This is a genomic window from Flavobacterium notoginsengisoli, assembly GCF_014207905.1.
Taxonomy (GTDB): Bacteria; Bacteroidota; Bacteroidia; order Flavobacteriales; family Flavobacteriaceae; genus Flavobacterium; species Flavobacterium notoginsengisoli_A.
The window spans coordinates 530,464-551,359 of sequence record NZ_JACHLB010000001.1; the positions used below are offsets into that span (position 1 = coordinate 530,464).

17 protein-coding genes are annotated in these 20,896 nt (G+C 34.5%); 8 read left to right on the forward strand and 9 right to left on the reverse strand.

Annotation, left to right across the window (positions count from 1 at the left end; translation table 11 throughout):
• Positions 1-3: 3 nt before the first annotated feature.
• The 5 genes from HNP35_RS02215 to HNP35_RS02235 all read right to left on the reverse strand — a co-directional run bounded on the left by HNP35_RS02215 (position 4) and on the right by HNP35_RS02235 (position 8,169).
• Positions 4-4,263, reverse strand: a complete 4,260-nt coding sequence (locus HNP35_RS02215) for a PorP/SprF family type IX secretion system membrane protein (RefSeq protein WP_184158863.1) — start codon at positions 4,261-4,263, stop codon at positions 4-6.
• Between the two features lies 1 nt (position 4,264).
• Positions 4,265-5,731 carry a gliding motility protein SprC gene (gene sprC, locus HNP35_RS02220; protein WP_184158862.1) on the reverse strand — a complete coding sequence of 489 codons (1,467 nt, stop codon included), beginning with the start codon at positions 5,729-5,731 and terminating at the stop codon, positions 4,265-4,267.
• Positions 5,728-6,135, reverse strand: coding sequence for a hypothetical protein (locus HNP35_RS02225; RefSeq protein ID WP_221433421.1), 408 nt, complete (start codon positions 6,133-6,135; stop codon positions 5,728-5,730). Before HNP35_RS02225 ends, sprC begins: the two co-directional genes overlap by 4 nt.
• 102 nt (positions 6,136-6,237) lie before the next feature.
• Positions 6,238-7,527: a hypothetical protein gene (locus HNP35_RS02230; protein ID WP_184158861.1), complete on the reverse strand. Its 1,290-nt coding sequence runs from the start codon at positions 7,525-7,527 to the stop codon at positions 6,238-6,240.
• Positions 7,528-7,716: 189 nt separating this feature from the next.
• A complete protein-coding gene (locus HNP35_RS02235; RefSeq protein ID WP_184158860.1) occupies positions 7,717-8,169 on the reverse strand; it encodes a hypothetical protein in 453 nt (150 codons plus the stop codon).
• Between the two features lie 435 nt (positions 8,170-8,604).
• Between HNP35_RS02235 and HNP35_RS02240 the strand changes: the two genes are divergently transcribed.
• The 4 genes from HNP35_RS02240 to recA all read left to right on the forward strand — a co-directional run bounded on the left by HNP35_RS02240 (position 8,605) and on the right by recA (position 11,853).
• Positions 8,605-9,753: an ATP-binding protein gene (locus HNP35_RS02240; RefSeq protein ID WP_184158859.1), complete on the forward strand. Its 1,149-nt coding sequence runs from the start codon at positions 8,605-8,607 to the stop codon at positions 9,751-9,753.
• Positions 9,754-9,759: 6 nt separating this feature from the next.
• Positions 9,760-10,143, forward strand: a complete 384-nt coding sequence (locus tag HNP35_RS02245; RefSeq protein WP_184158858.1) for a DoxX family protein — start codon at positions 9,760-9,762, stop codon at positions 10,141-10,143.
• A gap of 34 nt (positions 10,144-10,177) precedes the next feature.
• A complete protein-coding gene (locus tag HNP35_RS02250) occupies positions 10,178-10,687 on the forward strand; it encodes an acyl-CoA thioesterase (protein WP_184158857.1) in 510 nt (169 codons plus the stop codon).
• A 158-nt stretch (positions 10,688-10,845) separates the two neighbouring features.
• Positions 10,846-11,853 (forward strand): recombinase RecA, encoded by a 1,008-nt coding sequence (gene recA, locus HNP35_RS02255; RefSeq protein WP_184158856.1) that lies wholly within the window; start codon positions 10,846-10,848, stop codon positions 11,851-11,853.
• Positions 11,854-12,409: 556 nt separating this feature from the next.
• Here recA and HNP35_RS02260 read toward each other — a convergent pair.
• On the reverse strand, positions 12,410-13,153 hold the full coding sequence (locus HNP35_RS02260) for a lysophospholipid acyltransferase family protein (protein WP_184158855.1): 744 nt from the start codon (positions 13,151-13,153) through the stop codon (positions 12,410-12,412).
• A 292-nt stretch (positions 13,154-13,445) separates the two neighbouring features.
• Here HNP35_RS02260 and trpS point away from each other — a divergent pair, with 292 nt between their 5' ends.
• Together trpS and HNP35_RS23860 are read left to right on the forward strand one after the other, a co-directional pair.
• On the forward strand, positions 13,446-14,420 hold the full coding sequence (trpS, locus tag HNP35_RS02265; protein ID WP_184158854.1) for a tryptophan--tRNA ligase: 975 nt from the start codon (positions 13,446-13,448) through the stop codon (positions 14,418-14,420).
• A gap of 133 nt (positions 14,421-14,553) precedes the next feature.
• Positions 14,554-14,676, forward strand: a complete 123-nt coding sequence (locus HNP35_RS23860) for a hypothetical protein (RefSeq protein ID WP_260402233.1) — start codon at positions 14,554-14,556, stop codon at positions 14,674-14,676.
• 16 nt (positions 14,677-14,692) lie between these two features.
• Here the strand turns inward: HNP35_RS23860 and dprA are convergent, their stop codons facing one another.
• Entirely contained in the window at positions 14,693-15,793 is a 1,101-nt protein-coding gene (gene dprA / locus HNP35_RS02270) for a DNA-processing protein DprA (RefSeq protein WP_184158853.1), read from the reverse strand.
• A gap of 238 nt (positions 15,794-16,031) precedes the next feature.
• Here dprA and HNP35_RS02275 point away from each other — a divergent pair, with 238 nt between their 5' ends.
• Together HNP35_RS02275 and HNP35_RS02280 are read left to right on the forward strand one after the other, a co-directional pair.
• Entirely contained in the window at positions 16,032-17,003 is a 972-nt protein-coding gene (locus HNP35_RS02275; protein WP_184158852.1) for an SPOR domain-containing protein, read from the forward strand.
• Between the two features lie 130 nt (positions 17,004-17,133).
• The gene (locus HNP35_RS02280; protein ID WP_184158851.1) at positions 17,134-17,571 is read left to right on the forward strand and encodes a hypothetical protein; all 438 of its coding nucleotides are present in this window, start codon (positions 17,134-17,136) and stop codon (positions 17,569-17,571) included.
• Between the two features lie 198 nt (positions 17,572-17,769).
• On the opposite strand, the gene HNP35_RS02285 is transcribed toward HNP35_RS02280, so the two are convergent.
• Both HNP35_RS02285 and HNP35_RS02290 read right to left on the reverse strand, forming a co-directional pair.
• Positions 17,770-18,531 (reverse strand): hypothetical protein, encoded by a 762-nt coding sequence (locus HNP35_RS02285; RefSeq protein ID WP_184158850.1) that lies wholly within the window; start codon positions 18,529-18,531, stop codon positions 17,770-17,772.
• Between the two features lie 77 nt (positions 18,532-18,608).
• Positions 18,609-20,888 (reverse strand): helix-turn-helix domain-containing protein, encoded by a 2,280-nt coding sequence (locus HNP35_RS02290; RefSeq protein WP_184158849.1) that lies wholly within the window; start codon positions 20,886-20,888, stop codon positions 18,609-18,611.
• Positions 20,889-20,896 lie beyond the last annotated feature (8 nt).

Sequence of the window (20,896 nt, forward strand, 5' to 3'; positions counted from 1 at the left end):
TTATTAATTCTCGACTTTTACAATGGCCATTCTTCCGTTATAAGGTTTATTGCCTTTTGCCTCCAATGCTTTTGTAGCTTCTTGTAAACCATCAAACTTCTCGTAGTAGATGTAATATTTACTTGTTGTTACATTGTAAAAGAAATTAATATCTGTTCTTCCGGCAGCAACTGCTTTCGTTAAGAATTCATCACGTTTCTGAACACTGTTGTGAACCGCAAGAATTAAATAATAACCACTATCAGAATTTTTAATATTCTTAATAATCTGCATGTTTGACTGCTCTTCACCAAAATCAAAATCATTTGCCGTCAATGGCGTATTACTTATTTTAGTTGTCTCTTTTATACGTTTAAGAGCAGCAACGTCCTGTGCATATCTTCCTTGATCATTCTCATAAGCAGCACGTTTAATTCTACGTTTACGCTCAATTTCAGTTTCCGTTTTGATACGCTCTAAATCTGCTATTAATGCAGCGCCTTGTTGTTCCATTCTCAACTGAGCTGCTTTCAACTCGTTTATCTTCTCTAAATAAGCCTTGTTTAAAGGATCATTTTTAGGGAATTTTTTAAGCCTGTCATTATATAGATTAGTCATCTTCGCAATTTCATTTTTCATGCTAGTGTTTGCATCAGCAATCTGTAATTTCAATGCTTCAATTTGACTGTTCTCTGCCGCTACACTTTTGAATGGTTTTGGCTCTCTATAAATTCCTTTTTCACTTAAATCATTCTCCTCTTTTAAGTCATTCAAGTCTTTTTGTTTATTAGCAACTGTTGCTGTAAACTGCGCTAATAACTCATTCTGCATTTTACTTGTATTCGCAATAGATGCCGTCAACTCTTCGATAGCTTTTGCCGTTGCATCTTTGTTAGCTGCTTCAGCTGCCAATCTAGCTTTTTCTGCTTCAGCATCCGCTTTTGCTTTTGCTTCAGCCGCTAATCTTTCTTGACGAGCCTGTTCTTCTAATCTTGCTTTCTCCTCGGCCGCTTGCTGTAATTTCAACGCATCTGCATCTGCTTTCGCTTTTGCTTCTGCAGCTAATCTTGTTTTCTCAGCTTCAGCATCCGCTTTTGCTTTTGCATCTGCAGCCAATTTAGCTAAACGAGCTTCTTCTGCTAATCTTGCTTTCTCTTCAGCAGCTTGTTTTATTCTTAATGTTTCAGCATCTGCTTTCGCTTTTGCTTCGGCAGCCAATCTTGCTTTCTCTGCTTCTGCATCCGCTTTAGCTTTTGCATCGGCAGCCAATTTAGCCTGACGTGCTTCTTCTGCTAATCTTGCTTTTTCATCTGCAGCTTGTTTCGCTTTTAATGCTTCTGCATCTGCTTTTGCTTTAGCATCAGCTGCTAATTTCGCTTGACGAGCATTTTCTTCTTCTTGTAATCTTTTCGTTTCAGCATCTGCTTTTGCTTTTGCAGTAGCTTCAGCATCTGCTTTTACTTTTGCATCAGCTAATAATTTTGCTTGTAAAGCTGCCATATCTGCTTTCGCTTTTGCATCTGCAGCTACTTTTGCTTCTAGCGCTTCTGCGTCTGTCTTAGCTTTTGCATCTGCTGCCAATTTAGCTTGACGTGCTTCTTCTGCTTGTTTTGCTTTCAATGCTTCTGCATCTGCTTTAGCTTTTGCATCAGCAGCTAATTTCGCCTGACGAGCCTCTTCTGCCAATCTAGCTTTATCTTCAGCAGCTTGTTTTGCTTTTAATGCTTCAGCATCAGCTTTGGCTTTCGCTTCAGCGGCTAATCTTGCTTTTTCTGCTTCTGCATCCGCCTTAGCTTTTGCGTCTGCCGCTAATTTAGCTTGACGAGCATCCTCAGCTTCTTGTAATTTTTTCGCTTCAGCATCGGCTTTTGCTTTTGCAGTAGCTTCAGCATCTGCTTTCACTCTTGCGTCGGCAATTAATTTAGCTTGTAAAGCTTCCATATCAGCTTTTGCTTTCGCATCGGCAGCCAATCTTGCTTTCTCAGCTTCTGCATCTGCTTTCGCTTTGGCTTCTGCTGCTAATCTTACTTTTTCTGCTTCGGCATCTGCTTTTGCTTTTGCATCGGCTGCTAATTTAGCTTTAGCTGCAGCTTCGGCGTCTGCTTTCGCTTTTGCATCTGCGACCAATTTAGCTTGAAGTGCTTCTGCATCTGCCTTAGCTTTTGCATCTGCTGCTAATTTAGCCTGACGCGCCTCTTCAGCTTGTTTTATTTTTAATGCTTCCGCATCTGCTTTTGCTTTTGCTTCAGCCGCAATAAGAGCTTGTCTTGCTTCTTCATCTGCTTTGGCTTTTGCATCTGCTGCTAGTTTTTCTTTTTGTGCTGCTTCTTCAGCTGCTTTTGCTTTAGCGTCTGCGGCCAATTTAGCTTTATTTGCTGCATCAATAGATGCTTTCGTTTTTGCTTCTGCAGCGGCTTTTGCTTTCGCTTCTGCTGCTAATCTTGCCTGTAATGCATCTGAATCTGCTTTCGCTTTTGCATCTGCTGCTAAAATAGATTGCATATCTGCAGCTTCTGCCTTCGCTTTTGCTTCTGCTTTACGTTTTGCCTCTGCAGCATCTGCTTTTGCTTTATTATCTGCAATAAGTTTAATTCTCGCTGCTTCCGCATCTGCTTTCGCTTTTTCTGCTGCTGCTAATCTTGCTTGTCTTGCCGCTTCAGCATCGGCTTTTGCTTTATCAGCAGCTAATTGTGCTGCTGTTTTTTGCGGAGCTGGAGCAGGTTTTGCGGCTTCTGCTTTCGCTTTAGCTGCGGCTTCTGCATCAGCTTTTGCTTTTGCATCAGCTGCCAATTTCAATTTCATTGCTTCTGCATCGGCTTTCGCTTTATCAGCAGCTAATTGTGCTTGTGTTTTTGGTGCAGCTGCAGCTGGCTTATTTGCTGCTGCTTGTGCTCTTGCAGCAGCGGCGGCATCTACTCTTGCTTTATTGTCTGCAGCTAATTTAATTCTACGCTCTTCAGCATCAGCTCTAGCTTTGTCTGCTGCTAACTGTGCCTGCGTTTTTTGTGTTGTTGCAACCGCTCTATTTGCCGTTGCTGTTTGTGCTCTTGCTGCTGCCGCGGCGTCTGCTTTTGCTTTGGCTTCTGCAGCTAGTTTTATTTTAACAGCCTCAGCATCTGCTTTGGCTTTATTGTCTGCTTCTAATTTTGCTTTTGCTGCAGCTTCTGCGTCTGCTTTAACTTTTTCTGAAGCCGCAAGTCTAGCTTGTCTTGCTTCGGCATCGGCTTTTGCTTTCGCTTCAGCAGCTAATCTCGCTTTTTCAGCACCATCTTCTCTTGTTACTTTTGCAGTTGTAGATGGTTTAGCCATTACTGGTTTTGGTTTTGCAGGATCTATTAATGATCCTTCATCTTCATCTGCGTAATAGTAATTTCTGTTTTTGAATCTGTAGGCAATGGCAAATTCGTGAGAACCACCTAAATTAGAGAAATTGCCCATTCCTCTTTCGTAATTATATTCAATAGCAATACTCGGAGAAATATTTACCCCAAGTCCTGCTGAAACTCCATATAAAGTGTTATATCCAGCTTGTGCCCAAATTCCCTGTTGCAAGGTTAGCATCGCAAGACCTGAAATAACTGTTTTGTCTTTTTTAATTTCTGTTCTAACAATTCCCGAAAATTTACTTCTATCAAAGAATCCGTAACTGTCAATATATCCTGTGTACATAGCATGCAATTGGATAGCTCTTTCTGGATCTTCTTTTACCATTCCAGCACCAAAATTGTACAATATCAAATTATTAATAGACAATCCGAAGTCTAAAAACTCTGTACCATAGTTAATTCCTGGATTAACAGTAAGCAAAGTGCTAGACGGATACTCTCCCATCAAGATATCAGAATCATCAGATATAATTTTTCCTTTGTTTAAACCACTTTGATAAGCACCTACATTTAAACCAAAAGTCAAATTGCTATCTTGATCAAGGACAATATTGTGAGCAAAATTGGCAACTCCACCAAAAACGGTCATCAATCCGTAATTTTGTTGGAATAAGGCAATTGCGAAAGCATCATTTTCTTTAATACGACCAGAATAATTGGCTATATAAGTCTGCGGTGCATTGTCAAATTGAACCCATTGTCTTTTGTTGTAAAAACTTATATAGGGATTTGCTTCTCTAACAAAACTAAATGTTGGGTTAATTAAGTATCTATTAAATTTTAAAGAATTTCTAATGGGTAATGAAAACGAAACAACTCCATCCTCATTTGCATTTTGAGAATAGAGTACATTTGAAAAGCCGTAAAATAAAGTGATGAATAGTAGGATTTTCTTCATATTATTTTATAACAGTTATTGATCCTTTTTTTTCACCAGTGTCTGATTGAATGACATAGTAATAAACCGGATTTACATTTTTAAAATCTATATTGCTTTGGGGCCAATCGCCTTGATAATTTACTACATCAAGGACTTTATCTCCGTTTGAACTAATAATGATTACCTTAGTCGAAGCATTTTTATATTCATCTGGAATATTCCAATACGGATTCATTCCGCTTAATTTAATAATGTTCGGAATAACCGTCGCTGGACCAGAATCACCATTAATTCTAAAAGAAAACTCTTTGTTTGCAATACAGCCCGATGCTTGAGAGATCTTTACTTTATAATTACCTTTTACAGAAACAGTGTAAGAACTACCAGTTTCTCCAGAAATTAAATTATCATTTAAATACCACTCAAAAGTAGGGCTCGTAGCATCTGTTGTAACATTAACGCTTAAAGTTTCACCTTCACTTAACTTGTATCCATCTTCTACATCAATACTTGCGTCAAAACCATTGCTTTGAAGATTAATTGATCCAGTAGCTTTACATCCTCCAAAATCAACCTCTACAGTATAAACACCAGATTCATTTGTAGAATAAGTTCTTCCAGTTGCACCACTAATAACTACTCCGTCTTTTTTCCATACATAGCTATTTCCAGAAGTTGCTGTCAAAACAGTTCCTGTACCACTTGCGCAAAATGGATTTCCTAAGCTTGAATCTATTGTCGCACTAGATCCTGAGCTTGCACTTATAACCTTAACACGATTAGAGCTAATGTTTACTTCTGTACAGGCACCATAATCTACTACTGCATAATATTCACCTGCAGCATTTACCACTAACGACTTAGCACTTTGTCCTGCAATTAAAACATCATCTTTGTACCATTTGTATTTAAGATTTGGATAATTTGCTGGAGACGAATTTGGAACACTTGGGGTATCATTGTCTACGGAAAGGGTTAAACTTCCGCCAGAACAAATTGCAGCACTAGTGCTCTTGTTGTTTATAAAAAAGGCAGTTTCAAAGGCTTTATAATAAGCCGGAAAATCTGTTGAGCTATTAATTGAACTTCTAATTCTAGCACTTGGAGCGGCAGTAGAAACAGAACTTCTAATTCTAAAACCATAAATTTCAGATCCGACTAAATTTGTTGGAAGAGCAAATTTTATAGATTGTTGAGTTGCATTGATATCTGTAGGCGGCTGCACTTTTGGCGCATAAGTAGGAGGAGTCGTAAAGTTTCCTGAAGCATCAGTAATTTCAACTTCGAACGTTGTTCCTGCTGGAAAATTAACGTAACTAAAAGTAACGTTGAATTCATTAAAAGAAGCTCCTGCGCAGAGTTTTTCTATTCCATCAAAAGGTTGAGGAACGATTACGGCCTGTGCATAGGAGCTTGATTCAGTACATAAGAATATACTAAATAGGAATAAAACTTTAAGTAAAGATAAAGTAGTTTTTTGAATCATATAGTGCGTGTTCTTGCTAAGTCGATACGCTCAAAAAACAAAATATCAATGAATGTTTCTGAGAAATCATATTTGTAGTTTTCAATAATATCTTTTGCTAAAATTGAAGTTGCTGCAAATGATGAATCATCTTTACAATCGTTAGATACTGTATGGGTTTCAGCAACTATAGTAAGGCTGTCCTTGGGGTTGGACATCCCTACTATAAACTGATTAAATTTGTCTGAATTGCTGTTTTCTACAACAGCAGTAGTACTATTTTGGTTAACATTACCTAAAGTTAAACTGCACTCAGAATCAGCAGCCTTTGTAGGTTTTCCTGCTGTATTCTGTGCATATAGAGTTAACGATATAGGCGAAACCAAAAATATTATATATATAAAATATTTTTTCGTAGATACCATTATGTCTTGATCTTTATTTGGGGTCCTTTAACGATACATAAATTGTGTCTGGGGACTTTATTAATAAAATTTACGCGAGGGAATAAAAATCGAAACTATTATCTATTTACCGCTTGAAGCCGTGATTTTTCCTAATTGTAATCTGAAATCTGGTTTTTTAGGATTGAAGATATCAATGAAAGTTTCTTTGTTGTCACTTTGAGAGTAAACGTTAAAGAAAATACTATTTCCGTACCAGCTTTCTAAATCTTCATTATTTGAATTGTATTCTGTAAAGATGTTTCCATTACATAAATTGAAATACATTTCTTCAAACTTGATTTTTTTAAGATTGGCATCATTGATTTCTGTTTTGCTGTCTAATAATACCGCAGGGTTAAATCCAGAGATTACACTTCTTTTCATTTCAAGAGAAGCACCTTCTGCAACATAAACAGCTTCTTTTACTAAACCTGCTTGAATATCAGCTTTAATATTTTCACTGTCATTAACCATTGTAATATTACTTGCAACAACTAAAGTTTGTTTTTTAGTAAAGTCTGTTTCACTTTTCTTCTCAAAAGATCTAACTTCCATACAACGAGATCCGTCTTTAGTACTAGAGAAGTAAGAAGATCTTACTGCTAAAGAGTTAAAGAAACGACATTGTACTCCTTGAGAAAATTTAAAGTCATCATTAACTGATTTATAAGAAACAAATTTTGTAGCATTTAAGTCACCACCTAAAACTCCGAATGAATCTCCTCCAGCATAGCTAACCATGATATTTTCTAAAACTGTTTTGTTTCCAACACCAGCAAGAGTTAAACCATTGAAAGTATCTACACCTTTAACTTTTTTACCAGCAAATTCGATTCTTACGAATCTTAAAATTCCAGAGTTAGAAGCCACGTTATCTCCACCGTAGGTAGTAAGAGTTGGATCAAGGTCAAGGTTGTAAGAACCAACATTTCCAAATTTGTTAATTGGAGCATCTCCAAGAACTACAATTCCACCCCAATCTCCAGCTTTTTTCATGCTACGATTTGAAGTAAATACAATTGGATCTGTTTCTAAACCGTCTGCAACTAATTGTGCACCTTTTGTAACTACCAAAGTTCCTTTAGTTTCAAAGTCACCGATAATTACTGTACCTGGCTCAATAGTCAAAACAGCATTGTTTGTAACGTATACGTTTCCTTGCAAAACGTAGATGTTTCTTTTCAGCAATTTAGTATTAACAGAAATGTTTCCTGCTAAAATTTGGTTTGCTTCTCCATAGTCTACTTTGTTAGGCTTAAATTCGGTCCAGTTGTTTAACCAATTAGTGTAGCCCATAATTCCTTTCTCTTGTTGAGCACTCATACTCGTAACTGTCAAAAGAACGCAGATTAATTGAGTAATTTTTTTCATGATAAGGGGGTATTACGGTTAATAATAAATTTGGGTATGCGTAAATGAAAAAACTCCTCTCGAATTTTCCGAAATTTCAGAACCTCCGAGAATGAGTCTTTTTTTATTTTGTTTTTCAAAAGCATTCCACTTTAGATTTCCATCTACGTAAACACTTCGAAAAAGGTTTTAAAAAAATTTAATCATTTATTACATTTCGTTCAAATCGTTGAACTCGTGTAATGATTTCAATGTACTTTCGTAAAATAAAATTGCAGCGATAAGATTTCCTTTATCTGAGTAAGGCATCATTTTTCTCTGAAACTCTACAGTAGTATCCAAAAATGTTGAAGTACCAACTGCCTGAGCATCTAAGATTTTTTTGTGATCACCATCGTCTGGAATACCTAAGTCCGCCATTGTAACTCCTGGTTTAGTAACCAAAGCAATGTAAGGGAGAGTTTTTACTAAAACTTTAATACGCTCAATGTATAATTCCAAAAGCTCACCTTTTTGCATACCACTCAATTCTTTTTGATCATGGTATTTACGGATAAGAGCCGTTGTACTGATAATACTTCTAGGAGCATTCTTTGCTTGTGCTGAAACAGCAGCAGTAGTTAAGATAAAAAAAGCACTTAATAGAGTAATTTTCCCTTTCATAGATTCTTATTTTATAATTGGTTGTTGATAAAAACAAAAATATAGAAATTAACTTAATTAACAACTCTAATGGATTTTTTTTTCAAAATATTTTCTTAAAAAAAGCTTAAAAACCAGCGTTATGTCGAGAAAATGTGCGTTTTAACGCTCTTTTTGTTAAAACAGCGTAGTCTTAAAAAGTAAGGTATTCGCTATAAAAAATAAAATTTTCAAACTTTAAATAATCAAAAAAACCTTACGTTTGCCGTTTTTTGAAAAAAAATATTAACAAAAACATCTTGATAAATGCTCAGGTTGAGATGTTTATTAACAAAATTGTATTCAAATCGAAAGAATTTTTTTGGCGTTTTAAGTTTATAATTTGAAAATTATAGTTACGAAAGAAACTTTATCCCGAAAATTTTTGACTACATCATTTTCTGCTATCTTTGCTCCATGCAATTTTCTCAAATTTTAGGTCAAGATTACATCAAAAGCCACTTGACAAAAAGTGCTGCATCTGGTAGAATTCCACATGCACAATTATTCGTTGGACCAGAAGGAAGTGGAACTTTAATTACCGCAATTGCCTACGCACAATACATTTTATGCGGCAATACTGGTAACGAAAATTCGAACGGAAATGATTCTTGCAATCTAAAGTTCGACAATATTTCTCACCCAGATTTGCATTTTATTTACCCAACTGTTACGACCGAAGATGTAAAAACCAAACCCAAAAGTTTAGATTTTATTCAAGACTGGCGAAGTTTCATTCAAGAAATGCCTTACGGCGGTTTGTTTGACTGGTACAAAATTCTTGGCGTTCAAAACAAGCAAGGAGAAATTCGAGTAGAAGATGCTCAAGAAGTTTTAAAATCGCTTGCGCTGAAATCTTACGAAGGCGGCTATAAAATCATGATTATCTGGATGGCCGATAAAATGAATATTGCAGCTTCTAACAAACTGTTGAAACTTCTTGAAGAACCATCAGACAAAACCATGTTTATTCTGATTTCTGAAAATGAAGAAGATATTATTCAGACCATACGTTCACGTTGTCAAGTAATTCATTTTAATGCACTTCCAGAAAAAGTCATCGCTGAAGCTTTGGTTTCACAAGAAAATATAGATTTGAATTTAGCTAAAAAAATTGCGCATCAATCACAGGGCAATTTTAATAAAGCTTTGCATTTGCTAAAAGAAGACGACGACGAGTTTCCCTTTGAACAATGGTTTGTCAATTGGGTTCGCGCTGCTTTTAGAGCAAAAGGAAATGCAGCAGCCATTCAGGATTTAATTACTTGGAGTGAGCAAATTGCTGCGCTGGGACGCGAAAGCCAGAAAAAATTTATTCAGTTTTGTATCGAAATGTTTAGACAGGCATTGATGTTAAATTATCAGGCCTCAAGCTTGGTCTATATTGAGCCAAAAGTCGATAAATTTAAACTAGAAAATTTTGCTCCTTTCGTAAACGGAAATAACATTCATGAAATTTTCAAAGAACTTTCAGATGCGATGTATCACATTGAAAGAAACGGAAATGCAAAAATAATTTTAACCGATTTATCCATTAAATTAACTCGTTTAATTCATAAAAAATAGATTCCAATGAATAATGTTGCCTCCATCCTACTTTTAGCTTTTTTAGCTTTAACATTTTTACAATCAGGTTACGAAAAGATTTTTTATTGGAAAGATAATGTAGCTTGGCTAAAAGAGCATTTTGCCAAAACACCTCTTAAAAATCAAGTGCCGCTTGCTCTTTTACATTTACTGATTTTAGAATTAATTTCGGGAATTTTATGTGTTGTTGGAGGCATTCAACTTTTAACAAATAACGGAAGAGAATTTGGTTTTTATGGCGCAATTTTTTCTTGTATCTGTTTGTTAATGATGCTTTTCGGACAAAGACTTGCTAAAGATTACGATGGTGCGAGAACCATTGTCATTTATTTTATACCAGCCGTAATGGCGGTTTATTGGTTGAATTAGACAACCTAATTTTTAAATTATTTAGATCAAAAAAATGAATCCAAAACATCCTTCAGAATCTCTAACTATTTTAACTGATTTAGTTTTACCGAGCGAAACTAATCCTTTAAACAATCTTTTTGGTGGCGAATTATTAGCCAGAATGGATCGCGCGGCAAGTATTGCGGCACGCAGACATTCACGCCGAATTGTAGTGACAGCTTCTGTAAATCACGTTGCTTTTAACAGAGCCATTTCGCTTGGAAGTGTTGTCACTGTCGAAGCAAAAGTCTCAAGATCATTCAAAAGTTCTATGGAAGTTTTTATTGATGTTTGGGTAGAAGACCGCGAATCTGGAAACAGAACAAAAGCAAACGAAGCAATTTATACTTTTGTTGCCGTCGATGACAACGGAAGACCAGTAGAAGTACCACCAATTGTACCTGAAACTGAAATTGAAATTCAGCGTTTTGATGCCGCACTTCGTCGCAAACAATTGAGTTTACTACTTGCAGGAAAGATAAAACCCGCTGATGCAACAGAATTAAAGGCTTTATTCTTATAGTGAAATTTGTGACAATTTGGAACAATTGGTGACAATCAAACTCGAAAAAAAAGAACTAATTTTACAAACTGTAAAACGGCAGTAAATCAATAAAGAAGTTTTTTCTTACTTTTGTTTGAATTACTAAAAAATAAAAATCAAGATAATTAATATAAAAGATGAGTTCAGAGAAAGAAGCCAAATTAAAAGCGTTACAATTAACACTTGATAAACTTGACAAAACCTACGGAAAAGGAACCGTAATGAAAATGGGGGACAGAGCTATTGTAGAAGTAGAAACAATTTCTTCTGGCTCACTTGGAGTTGATTTAGCACTTGGTGTAAACGGATATCCAAAAGGAAGAATTATCGAAATATACGGTCCAGAATCTTCTGGAAAAACTACTTTGACACTTCACGCCATTGCTGAAGCTCAAAAAGCTGGCGGAATTGCTGCTTTTATCGATGCGGAACATGCATTTGATAGAAACTACGCAGAAAAATTAAATGTTGATATTGAGAACTTAATTATCTCGCAGCCAGACAATGGAGAGCAAGCATTAGAAATTGCTGAAAACTTAATTCGTTCTGGAGCAATTGATATTGTAGTAATTGACTCTGTTGCAGCTTTAACACCAAAAAGTGAAATTGAAGGTGAAATGGGAGATTCTAAAATGGGTCTTCATGCACGTTTAATGTCTCAAGCTTTAAGAAAACTTACTGGAACTATCAGTAAAACAAATTGTACGGTATTCTTTATCAACCAACTTCGTGAAAAAATTGGTGTAATGTTCGGAAACCCAGAAACTACAACTGGTGGTAATGCGCTTAAATTTTACGCGTCTGTACGTTTAGATATTCGTCGTTCTGCTCAAATTAAAGATGGTGAAAACGTAATTGGTAACAGAACTAAAGTAAAAATCGTTAAAAATAAAGTGGCGCCGCCTTTTAAAACTGCCGAATTCGACATTATGTACGGAGAAGGTGTTTCTAAAACTGGTGAAATTCTAGATTTAGCTGTAGAATTTGATATCGTTAAAAAAGCAGGATCTTGGTTCAGCTACGGCGATACAAAACTAGGTCAAGGACGTGATGCAGTTAAAACTTTAATTAAAGATAATCCAGAACTTGCTGATGAACTGGAAGTTAAAATTAAAGAACATATCAAAGAATTAGCAGACGCTTAATCTTATAAAGTCAAAAAAACTTACTATAAACCTCGGCAATTGTCGAGGTTTTTTATTTTTCTCAAAAAAATTTCATTTTAGACGCAACCATTTCATTCATTCATCATCTATTAAAAAAAAGTAGTCTGCTAATTTGATACTGCCATATATCAATTTGCAGGTTTTTTTAGAATTTACATTGGTTGGTTATTTGAGTTAAAATCCGTTAGTTGTTTGGTGCTAACGGATTTTTATTCCATGCTTAAATATTTTTTCATTTTCCACGCAACCTTTTTTATTTTTCTTCATCTATAATAATGTGACGTTAACTTGAGTTATAACTTTAAACTCTTTATTATCAACCATTAATATTTTTAACCATGAAAGAAAAAATAGAATTGTTGTACAATAAAAACCGAAGAAAAACCAAATTGAAGTTAAAGAAAGTATTGCGGTTTATCTCCGAAAAGATAATTCATAGATAAATTTTGAATAAAAATGGGGGTTTTTAATTCAAAATAAAAGCCGGTAGATTTAATCAGATCTACCGGCTTTTCTATTTTCTATTACCTTCAAATTATTTTTTATCAAAAGCAACTAAAGCATCGTATATAACATTTCTAACTCTGTCTTTCAGTTCTTTTCTATGATCAATTGTTAATCCTTCTGTTTCTATAAATGGCAAAATTCGAACTCGCATTTTACCTGGGCTTCCGCTTAAAAAAGTATACGAAAAACGTTCTTTATTATCTGGAAAAACAATTGGCACGATCGGGATCTGGTGATCAATTGCGAGTCTAAAAGCGCCGTCTTTAAATTCGTCAAGCAAAACACTTTCGTCATCTGGAACGCCGCCTTCAGGGAAAATACAAATACTTAATCCTTGATTTAAGCGGTTTTGCGCTCTTTTAAAAACTTCATTTTTGCTTTTTGATGAATTTCTATCAACTAATATGCAGGTTCTTTTGTAGAAAAATCCAAAAAGCGGAATCTTCACTAATTCTTTCTTTCCAACAAAAACAAAAGGATTTTTAATTAAGACTAGCATAAGCATGATATCTGTCATCGAGGTATGATTGGCTACAATCATGTAACTTTTGCCTTTAATGAGCTTCTGTTCGCGTTTTACGGTGTAATAGAAACCCATTCCGAAAAGGATAAATCTCGCCCATAAACGAGCCATTTTAAAAAAGTACGGATAACCTTTCTCTGATGCAATAGAAATCAATAGAAGTGGCAGCATGATTATTATGGGAATAGCCATTAAGACGTAAAACCAAACGCGCCAAAGAATCCAAAAAGCAATTTTTAATATTTTCATAGTTTCAAATGTAATAAAACCGAAATGATTTTCGACATTGAATTTATTTGGAGATTCATTTTTACCGCAAAGCTCGCAAAGATTTTACGCAAAGTTCGCAAAGTTTATAGCCACAGATTAAAATAATTAAATGGATTTTTTAAATCTGTGAGAATCATTTTAATCTGTAGCTATTTCTTTTAAAGATTTGAATCCACTAAATAAAAAATCTTTGTGTGCTTTGCGTAAAACCTTTGCGTGCTTTGCGGTTACAAAAAACATCACGACATTTGCAATTCAGAAAAAATCGAGAATGGCAAAAATACTTACTGGTGTTCAAAGTACAGGAACACCGCATTTAGGAAATTTATTAGGAGCAATTATTCCGGCAATTGAATTATCAAATAATCCGGCAAACGAATCTTATTTGTTTATTGCAGACTTGCATTCCATTACCCAAATTAAAGATGGAAAAACTTTAAGAGAAAACACCTATAGCACCGCTGCAGCTTGGCTTGCATGTGGTGTAAATCCTGAAAAAGTTACTTTTTACAGACAATCTGATGTTGTACAGACAACAGAATTGACTTGGTATTTGAGCTGTTTTTTTCCGTTCCAAAGATTGACTTTAGCGCATTCTTTCAAAGATAAAGCAGATCGTTTAGACGACGTAAATGCTGGTCTTTTTACTTATCCAATGTTAATGGCCGCAGATATTTTGTTGTACGATGCTGAGTTTGTTCCTGTTGGAAAAGACCAATTGCAGCATTTAGAAATTACTCGTGATGTAGCTTCTCGTTTTAACCATCAAATGGGTGAAACATTTGTACTTCCAGAAGCTAAAATTCAGGAAAACATTATGTTGATTCCAGGAACAAATGGAGGTAAAATGAGTAAATCTGCCAATAATATTATTAATATTTTCTTGGATGATAAGGCTTTACGAAAACAAGTAATGAGTATCGAAACGGATTCAACTCCACTTGAAGATCCAAAGAATCCAGATACTTGTAATGCTTTTGCAATTTATTCTCTTTTAGCAAACGAAGAGCAAACTGCACAAATGAGAGCCAATTATTTAGGTGGAAATTATGGTTACGGACATGCAAAACAAGCTTTGTTTGAATTGATTACAGAAAAATTCAAAACAGAAAGAGAGAAATACAACTACTACATCAACAACCTTGAAGAAGTAGATACTTTATTAAAAAAAGGTGCCGCAAAAGCTTCCGTTATTGCCGATGGTGTTTTAGCAAAAGTTAGAGAGGTTTTAGGATTTGGCAAATAAATCTTAATTATTCAAAATAAAAAAAGCGCTGGTCGATTTACAATTTGATCAGCGCTTTTTCATTCAATAAATATCTTATTTTGATTTTATTTTTCGTAACTTCAAGAATATTAATCATTTAAAATACAAAAAAATGAATAAATATATTGAAGATTACGATGTTCCACCTTATTTGTTTCAAATCCTAAACATAGTTTTTGGTTTGTTACTGATTTATATTCTTTATCGATTGTATAAACATTTTAAAGGAAAATAAAATAAGATTTTCTGCGTTAAATTGACTCAAAAAGTTTTCCTGGAAGCGGCCGAATAAGACCTTTAAGTTCCATATTTACAAGAATTCCGGATATTTTAAAAACTGGAAAATCACATTCTAAGGCAATGATATCCAATAATTCTTTTCCATTTTTTTGAAGAAAATCATAGATCTTTTGCTCGTCTTTTTCTAATTCGACAAAAAGCTGTTTTTGAATGCTTTTTGGCTTTTCTTCAATATCCCAATTCAGCATATAAATTAAGTCGGCAGCACTTGTTAGAACATTAGCTTTCTGAGTTTTAATCAGATTATTACAACCTTGACTATATTTATCTGTAACTCTTCCAGGCACGGCAAAAACATCTCGATTATACTCATTTGCCATATTAGCTGTGATTAAAGAACCGCCTTTGTCTGCAGATTCAATTACAATTGTAGCTTCTGTCATTCCAGCTACGATTCGATTTCGACGAACAAATTTTTCTTTATCAGGATTAGAATCGCTCCAAAATTCAGTAATAAATCCACCATTTTCTTCCATTTTTGCCATGTACTTTTTATGCGTACGCGGATAAATCTGATTTAATCCATGAGCCAAAACGCCAATAGTTTGCAGATTACAATCCATTGCCATTTGATGTGCGACAATATCTACTCCGTATGCAAAACCGCTAACAATCAGAGGATCCAAAGGCGCCAAATCTTCAATTAGCTTTCTGCAAAAATCTGTACCATAGGAAGTAATTTGTCGCGTACCGACAATACTGATCATCTTCTTGTTTTGAAAATCTATATTTCCAGCCGTAAACATAAGAATCGGAGCATCAAAACAATGTTTAAGCCTTTCGGGATAATTTTGATCCTGAAAAAAAGAAACATTTACATTGTTTTTTCTGATGAATTCTAATTCCTTTTCAGCCTTCTCAAAGATGGTTTTGTCTTTTAGATTTTTTAATAATACTAATCCAATTCCATCAACTGCTGCTAGTTGAACACTTTTTGCTTTAAAAATAGCTGATGCATTCCCAAAAGAATGAAGTAACTTTTTACCCATTATATCACCCACTCCATCCACTTTTAGCAGTGCCAGTAAATTAAACAAATCTTGATCGTTCATATTTTTAAAACATTATGTAAAATAGAAAATTATAATTGAATTTTCGAAAGCGCAAATATCAATAAAAACAAAGTAATTTCTTAATAATTTTTAAAATTAAAAAGAAAGCGTTCGATGTGAATAACAGAATATTATGTTTAATATATTGATTTTGAATTGTATAAAAATATATTAGAATTGTTAATAAAAATTGTGAATAAAATTTTGATAACTATAAGCGTTGCATAACTTTGTTACTATGAAAATCGAAGTATATATCTCACAGTTATTGTATCGTTATCAGTGTGTAACGGTTCCAGGATTTGGTGCATTTTTAACCGAAACTCATTCAGCTCAGCTAAATGAAAGCACTAATTCGTTTTTTCCTCCAAAAAAAACCATTTCTTTCAACAGCCGTATCAAAAATAATGACGGTTTGTTGGCAAATCATATTGCACAAGCTGAAAAAACATCTTACGGATTTGCCGTAAGTGCTATTGCATTTGAAGTTACGAATTGGAAAAAATCCTTGGAAGAAGATGGCGTAATCTCTTTGAAAAACATTGGTGAATTGCGTTTAAATTCTGAAAGCAATATTATCTTCACTCCAAATGATCAAACTAATTATTTGTCTACTTCTTTCGGATTAAGCCCATTTGTTTCTCCAATGGTGAAAAAAGAGCTTTTCGAGAAAAAAATCGAAAAGATTGCTGCTAAAGAAAAAGAAGTTGTTTTATTGGATGACAATGAAGAGCCAACTAAATCATCTAACTCATTCTTGAGATATGCTGCTATTTTGGTTTTAGGACTTGGAATTTCAGGAAGTATCGGATATCCTTTGTATCAAAATCAAATTGAAAATCAAACACTTTTAGTAGAACAAGCCGTTCAGAAAAAAGTACAGAATAAAATTCAGGAAGCAACATTTTTAATCAAAAATCCTCTTCCAGCGGTTACTCTTACAGTAGATTCTGCAACTGTTGAAACGGCAGAACCAACAATGCCTTATCACATTATGGCTGGTGCTTTTAGAAGCGAACAAAATGCAAAGAAAGCTTACAATCAATTAATTAAAGATGGCTTTAAAGCTAGAATGCTGAAAGAAAACAAACACGGTTTATTTCCGGTTTTGTATGGAAGTTATGCTACAATGAAAGAAGCGGAACAAGCTCAAAAAGAAATACAAAAAGGCGAAAATCCACAAGCTTGGATTCTGGTCGAAAATCTATAAAATGTAAAAAATCCTGTTCAAGAGAACAGGATTTTTTTTTGTCTTATTCTATCGTTTTAAAAAACTTAACTGGCAATTTATCAAGACTTCTTACTATAAATTCGTTAGGTAAAATTTAAATAATACAACGATGAATAAAATCTTCAAAACATTAGTTTTCTTATTTTTAATAAGTTCCCAATCTTTCTTTGCTCAGCAAGTTTCTAGTGCGGCACAAGAATTAGAGCGTCAAAAAGCTGAAATGCAAACGCAAAAAGCACTTAAAGAAAATTATGCCAATCTTGATGAAAAAATCAATCAGCTAAAAAAAGAGCAAAAAGAATTGGAAAACAAGAGAAAGAATCTTTTAAAATCTGAAAGTAATTTAAAATCAACAAAAGAAAAAATCAGTAAACTGGAACTCGCCAATCAGAAAATTGAAAATAAAATTACTACTACTTCCATTTCTGATGAAGAAATTCAAAAACAAAGAATTAAAACTAAAGAAAATGAGGTGAATATTCAGAAGCTGAAATTAACACAAATTAATCAAGAAAAAGAGCTTGATAAAATGATGTTGAATATTTAATAAAGCATTTCTTTTTTATAAGCTTCGGAGAAGCGAAATATTTATAGAAAAAAATAATTTTTCCATATAACAGCTCCGGCGGAGCGACATAATTTGAATTTAAAAAATGTCGCTCCGCCGGAGCTTTTTTAATTCTTCTTAATCGAATTCTATAAATATTTTCCCCCTCTGGGGCTTCATCGATTCTTTTTTGATTGTTTATCGTGAAACAATTTTTGCATTTTGCATAAGAATTTGTTTATCAGATTCAAATACTAATAACGCCGCAGATGGCGAATTTTTTTCGCCCAAAACAATAAAATGGCATTCGTATCTGAAATTGCCCTTTTTAAATTCGTAAAGATGAGTTCCTCCCGTTCCGTCTCCGAAGAAAATTCCGTTTTCAATTATAAGATCTGGAGTGTCAGTCATTTTCTTTTTGATCGACCAAGAAGCGTAACGATAATTGTTGTTTCCTAAATCATCAATTCTAATTCTGAATTTGGAAGTTTCAAGAATTGCAATCGGTTTTTTGAATTTTGAAAGTGAAGCGTTTACTGTTTTTTTCTGATTTGCAATTAATGAATTCTTTAATTCTTCTTCAGCTTTTGACTGATAATTTATTGCCGTAATTTTCCCATCGGTATCAATCCATAAATCGCCTTGATTTAGCATAATCCCGCGCCAGCCCATTTCTGACCAATCTTTTGCAGGATTTGATATTATTATTTTTTGAATCAAAACTTTATCAAAAATCTGATTGTATCTTTTTATAAAATCCTGCTTGTCTTTTACTGAAGGAATTGGAGTTTCTCTCTTCAGCGGAAATTTTATACGTTTTGAAATTGCTTCTTTATCGCCATTTTTCACTTCAGAAATAAATTTTGAAATGAATTTTTGATACTCAGGTTTCAAATCCTGAGCAATCAAAAACGAAGAATTAAACATCAGAATTGTTAGCAATATTTTAAATATTTTCATGTCAAAAACTATTTAATCGGTTATAAATTAGATTTTTGAAAAACATAAAAAGTGTTTCACGTAGGACGTTCAAAAAATCAATTTATGCTCGCTTTGAACATTTTCAGTTCATCCCAAGTAAATTCATCTCCATGTTTTTCTTTCAAACCACTCAAAGATTCTTCCTGGTAAAACTGAAATGCTTCGCGCAAAGCCAAAATTTTATCATAGGGCAAAACATCGGTAATTTCAATCTTTTTTGACTGGATAAGTCTTATCAAATGGCCTTCGATAGTTTGAACATTCAATTTACGCATTCTTGCAATATCTTCTACAGAATTTTTCTCGATCCACAAATCGTAGGTTTCTTCAACCGTCGTTTTTTTAGCCGTTTTAAGCTCACTTTTATCCGCTTTAGCTGATTTGTATCGAACAACAGGTTCTTCTGTTCTGAAAATGTCTGTATTTGTCGTTTTGAGCTCTTCACGGATTCTTTCCGCTTTGTTGATTTTATAATTTCTAATAATTGGCGATGATAATTTTTCTTTGGAGATCGCTTCGCCAGAAACAACTACTTCAATCAATAACTTGGCTTTCATCAATCTCAAAACGGCTTTCGTCTGAAGATCTTCTAAAAAATTAAGTTCTTCATAGAACTCTTTTACTTTTTTAAATTTTTGAATTTCAGCTATTTTATAAATTAGATCATCGACCAATTTGTCCATTGGTTTGAAAAAATAATCATAGGCTGCCTCTACTCGTTCTTTCACAAAAATTAAATCGACCGTTTCTTTGATGAAAATTTTATTGAGCTGCGCAATGAATTTCTGTGAAGGATCTAAAAGTTGCTCAATAGTATCCATTCGTTTATGTGCCCAAACGGAATGTTTCGATTTTTCCGAACCAGCTGCATTTTCGTTATAGCTGAAACGATGATTTCGCCATTCTTGCGCCAATTCTCCCCAATTAAAACTGTTTATCAAATAGTTATGGATAAAATTTTTGGTTTCGAAATGAAGCGAATTTTGTAAATCCTGCTCTGTTGCTCTATTCAAAGCATAATCCATCACATCCTGATCGTTCGAAATACCATTCATCTGCATCGGAGAAAGCAAAATAAGCCCATTTAACGAACGCAAACGCGAAAGTGCTACATAGGCCTGCCCAGGCAGAAAAACTTGCGATACGTCGAGCGCTGCTTTGTCAAAAGTTAGACCTTGACTTTTATGCACTGTAATCGCCCATGCCAATTTGATCGGGTAATGTGCAAAAGTTCCCAAAACTTCTTCTTCGATTTCTTTGGTTTGTTCGTTGACTTTGTAACGGATATTTTTCCATTCGTACTTTTCTACTTCGAGAGTCATGTTCTCTTCTGGAAAGTGAACAAAGATTTCTTCATCTGAAAGCGATTTGATAACTCCCATCTTTCCGTTGAAATATCTTTTCTCAAAAGACAAATCGTTTTTGACGAACATGATTTGTGCTCCGACTTTCAATTTTAATTCTTCTTCGACAGGAAATATCTTTTCAGGAAAATCACCCACCACAAATGGCGTATAAATAAATTCTTTACCGTCTAAGTCATTGATTGATTGTGAGTTGATAGAATCTGCTTTGGCATTATGGGTTGTCAACGTGATATAACCTTTGTTCTCTTTAAAGTCAAAATCAGGCTTAACATACTGATTTAGAACGGCTATATCTTCTGGAGTGATCTGATTATTTCGAAGATTATTCAAAACCGAGATAAAAGCATCATCGGTTTGACGATAAATTTTTGACAATTCAATGTAAATCGGCGGATAGGTTTGAAGTACATGAGAATGGAAAAAGAACTTTCCGCGGTAATAGTTTTTCAGCGTTCGCCATTCTTCATCGCGAATTACCGGAGGCAATTGCAGTAAATCTCCAATAAACAAAACTTGAACTCCTCCAAAAGGCTGAGTATTTCTTCGAACAGTTTGCATCATAAAATCGACCGCATCCAACAAATCGGCACGCATCATACTAACTTCATCAATAACCAGCAATTCCATGTTTTTGATTACATTTCGTTTAACGTTATTCATTTTGAAATGGCGACGAAGTGATTCTTTATTTTCAAACTTTACCGTTTCTGTAAACTGCGCACTAGCTTCGTAGGATGGAATAAACGCAGAAAACGGCAATTGAAACATGGAGTGAATTGTAACTCCGCCCGCATTCAAAGCAGCTATTCCAGTTGGCGCAACAACCACCGTATTTTTGTGAGTCGTCGCAATAATTTCGCGCAAAAGCGTAGTTTTTCCAGTACCCGCTTTTCCCGTAAGAAAAATAGATTTTTGAGTTTGGTTGATGAATTGTAAAGTGTAAGCTGCCGCTTCTGAAACGTTTTGCATTGGGGTTG

Bases quoted from the DNA above. Each gene is read 5' to 3' on its own strand.
- HNP35_RS02215 (WP_184158863.1), bottom strand. From the start codon at position 4,263: ATGAAGAAAATCCTACTATTCATCACTTTATTTTACGGCTTTTCAAAT.
- sprC (WP_184158862.1), bottom strand. From the start codon at position 5,731: ATGATTCAAAAAACTACTTTATCTTTACTTAAAGTTTTATTCCTATTT.
- HNP35_RS02225 (WP_221433421.1), bottom strand. From the start codon at position 6,135: ATGGTATCTACGAAAAAATATTTTATATATATAATATTTTTGGTTTCG.
- HNP35_RS02230 (WP_184158861.1), bottom strand. From the start codon at position 7,527: ATGAAAAAAATTACTCAATTAATCTGCGTTCTTTTGACAGTTACGAGT.
- HNP35_RS02235 (WP_184158860.1), bottom strand. From the start codon at position 8,169: ATGAAAGGGAAAATTACTCTATTAAGTGCTTTTTTTATCTTAACTACT.
- HNP35_RS02240 (WP_184158859.1), top strand. From the start codon at position 8,605: ATGCAATTTTCTCAAATTTTAGGTCAAGATTACATCAAAAGCCACTTG.
- HNP35_RS02245 (WP_184158858.1), top strand. From the start codon at position 9,760: ATGAATAATGTTGCCTCCATCCTACTTTTAGCTTTTTTAGCTTTAACA.
- HNP35_RS02250 (WP_184158857.1), top strand. From the start codon at position 10,178: ATGAATCCAAAACATCCTTCAGAATCTCTAACTATTTTAACTGATTTA.
- recA (WP_184158856.1), top strand. From the start codon at position 10,846: ATGAGTTCAGAGAAAGAAGCCAAATTAAAAGCGTTACAATTAACACTT.
- HNP35_RS02260 (WP_184158855.1), bottom strand. From the start codon at position 13,153: ATGAAAATATTAAAAATTGCTTTTTGGATTCTTTGGCGCGTTTGGTTT.
- trpS (WP_184158854.1), top strand. From the start codon at position 13,446: ATGGCAAAAATACTTACTGGTGTTCAAAGTACAGGAACACCGCATTTA.
- HNP35_RS23860 (WP_260402233.1), top strand. From the start codon at position 14,554: ATGAATAAATATATTGAAGATTACGATGTTCCACCTTATTTGTTTCAA.
- dprA (WP_184158853.1), bottom strand. From the start codon at position 15,793: ATGAACGATCAAGATTTGTTTAATTTACTGGCACTGCTAAAAGTGGAT.
- HNP35_RS02275 (WP_184158852.1), top strand. From the start codon at position 16,032: ATGAAAATCGAAGTATATATCTCACAGTTATTGTATCGTTATCAGTGT.
- HNP35_RS02280 (WP_184158851.1), top strand. From the start codon at position 17,134: ATGAATAAAATCTTCAAAACATTAGTTTTCTTATTTTTAATAAGTTCC.
- HNP35_RS02285 (WP_184158850.1), bottom strand. From the start codon at position 18,531: ATGAAAATATTTAAAATATTGCTAACAATTCTGATGTTTAATTCTTCG.
- HNP35_RS02290 (WP_184158849.1), bottom strand. From the start codon at position 20,888: ATGCAAAACGTTTCAGAAGCGGCAGCTTACACTTTACAATTCATCAAC.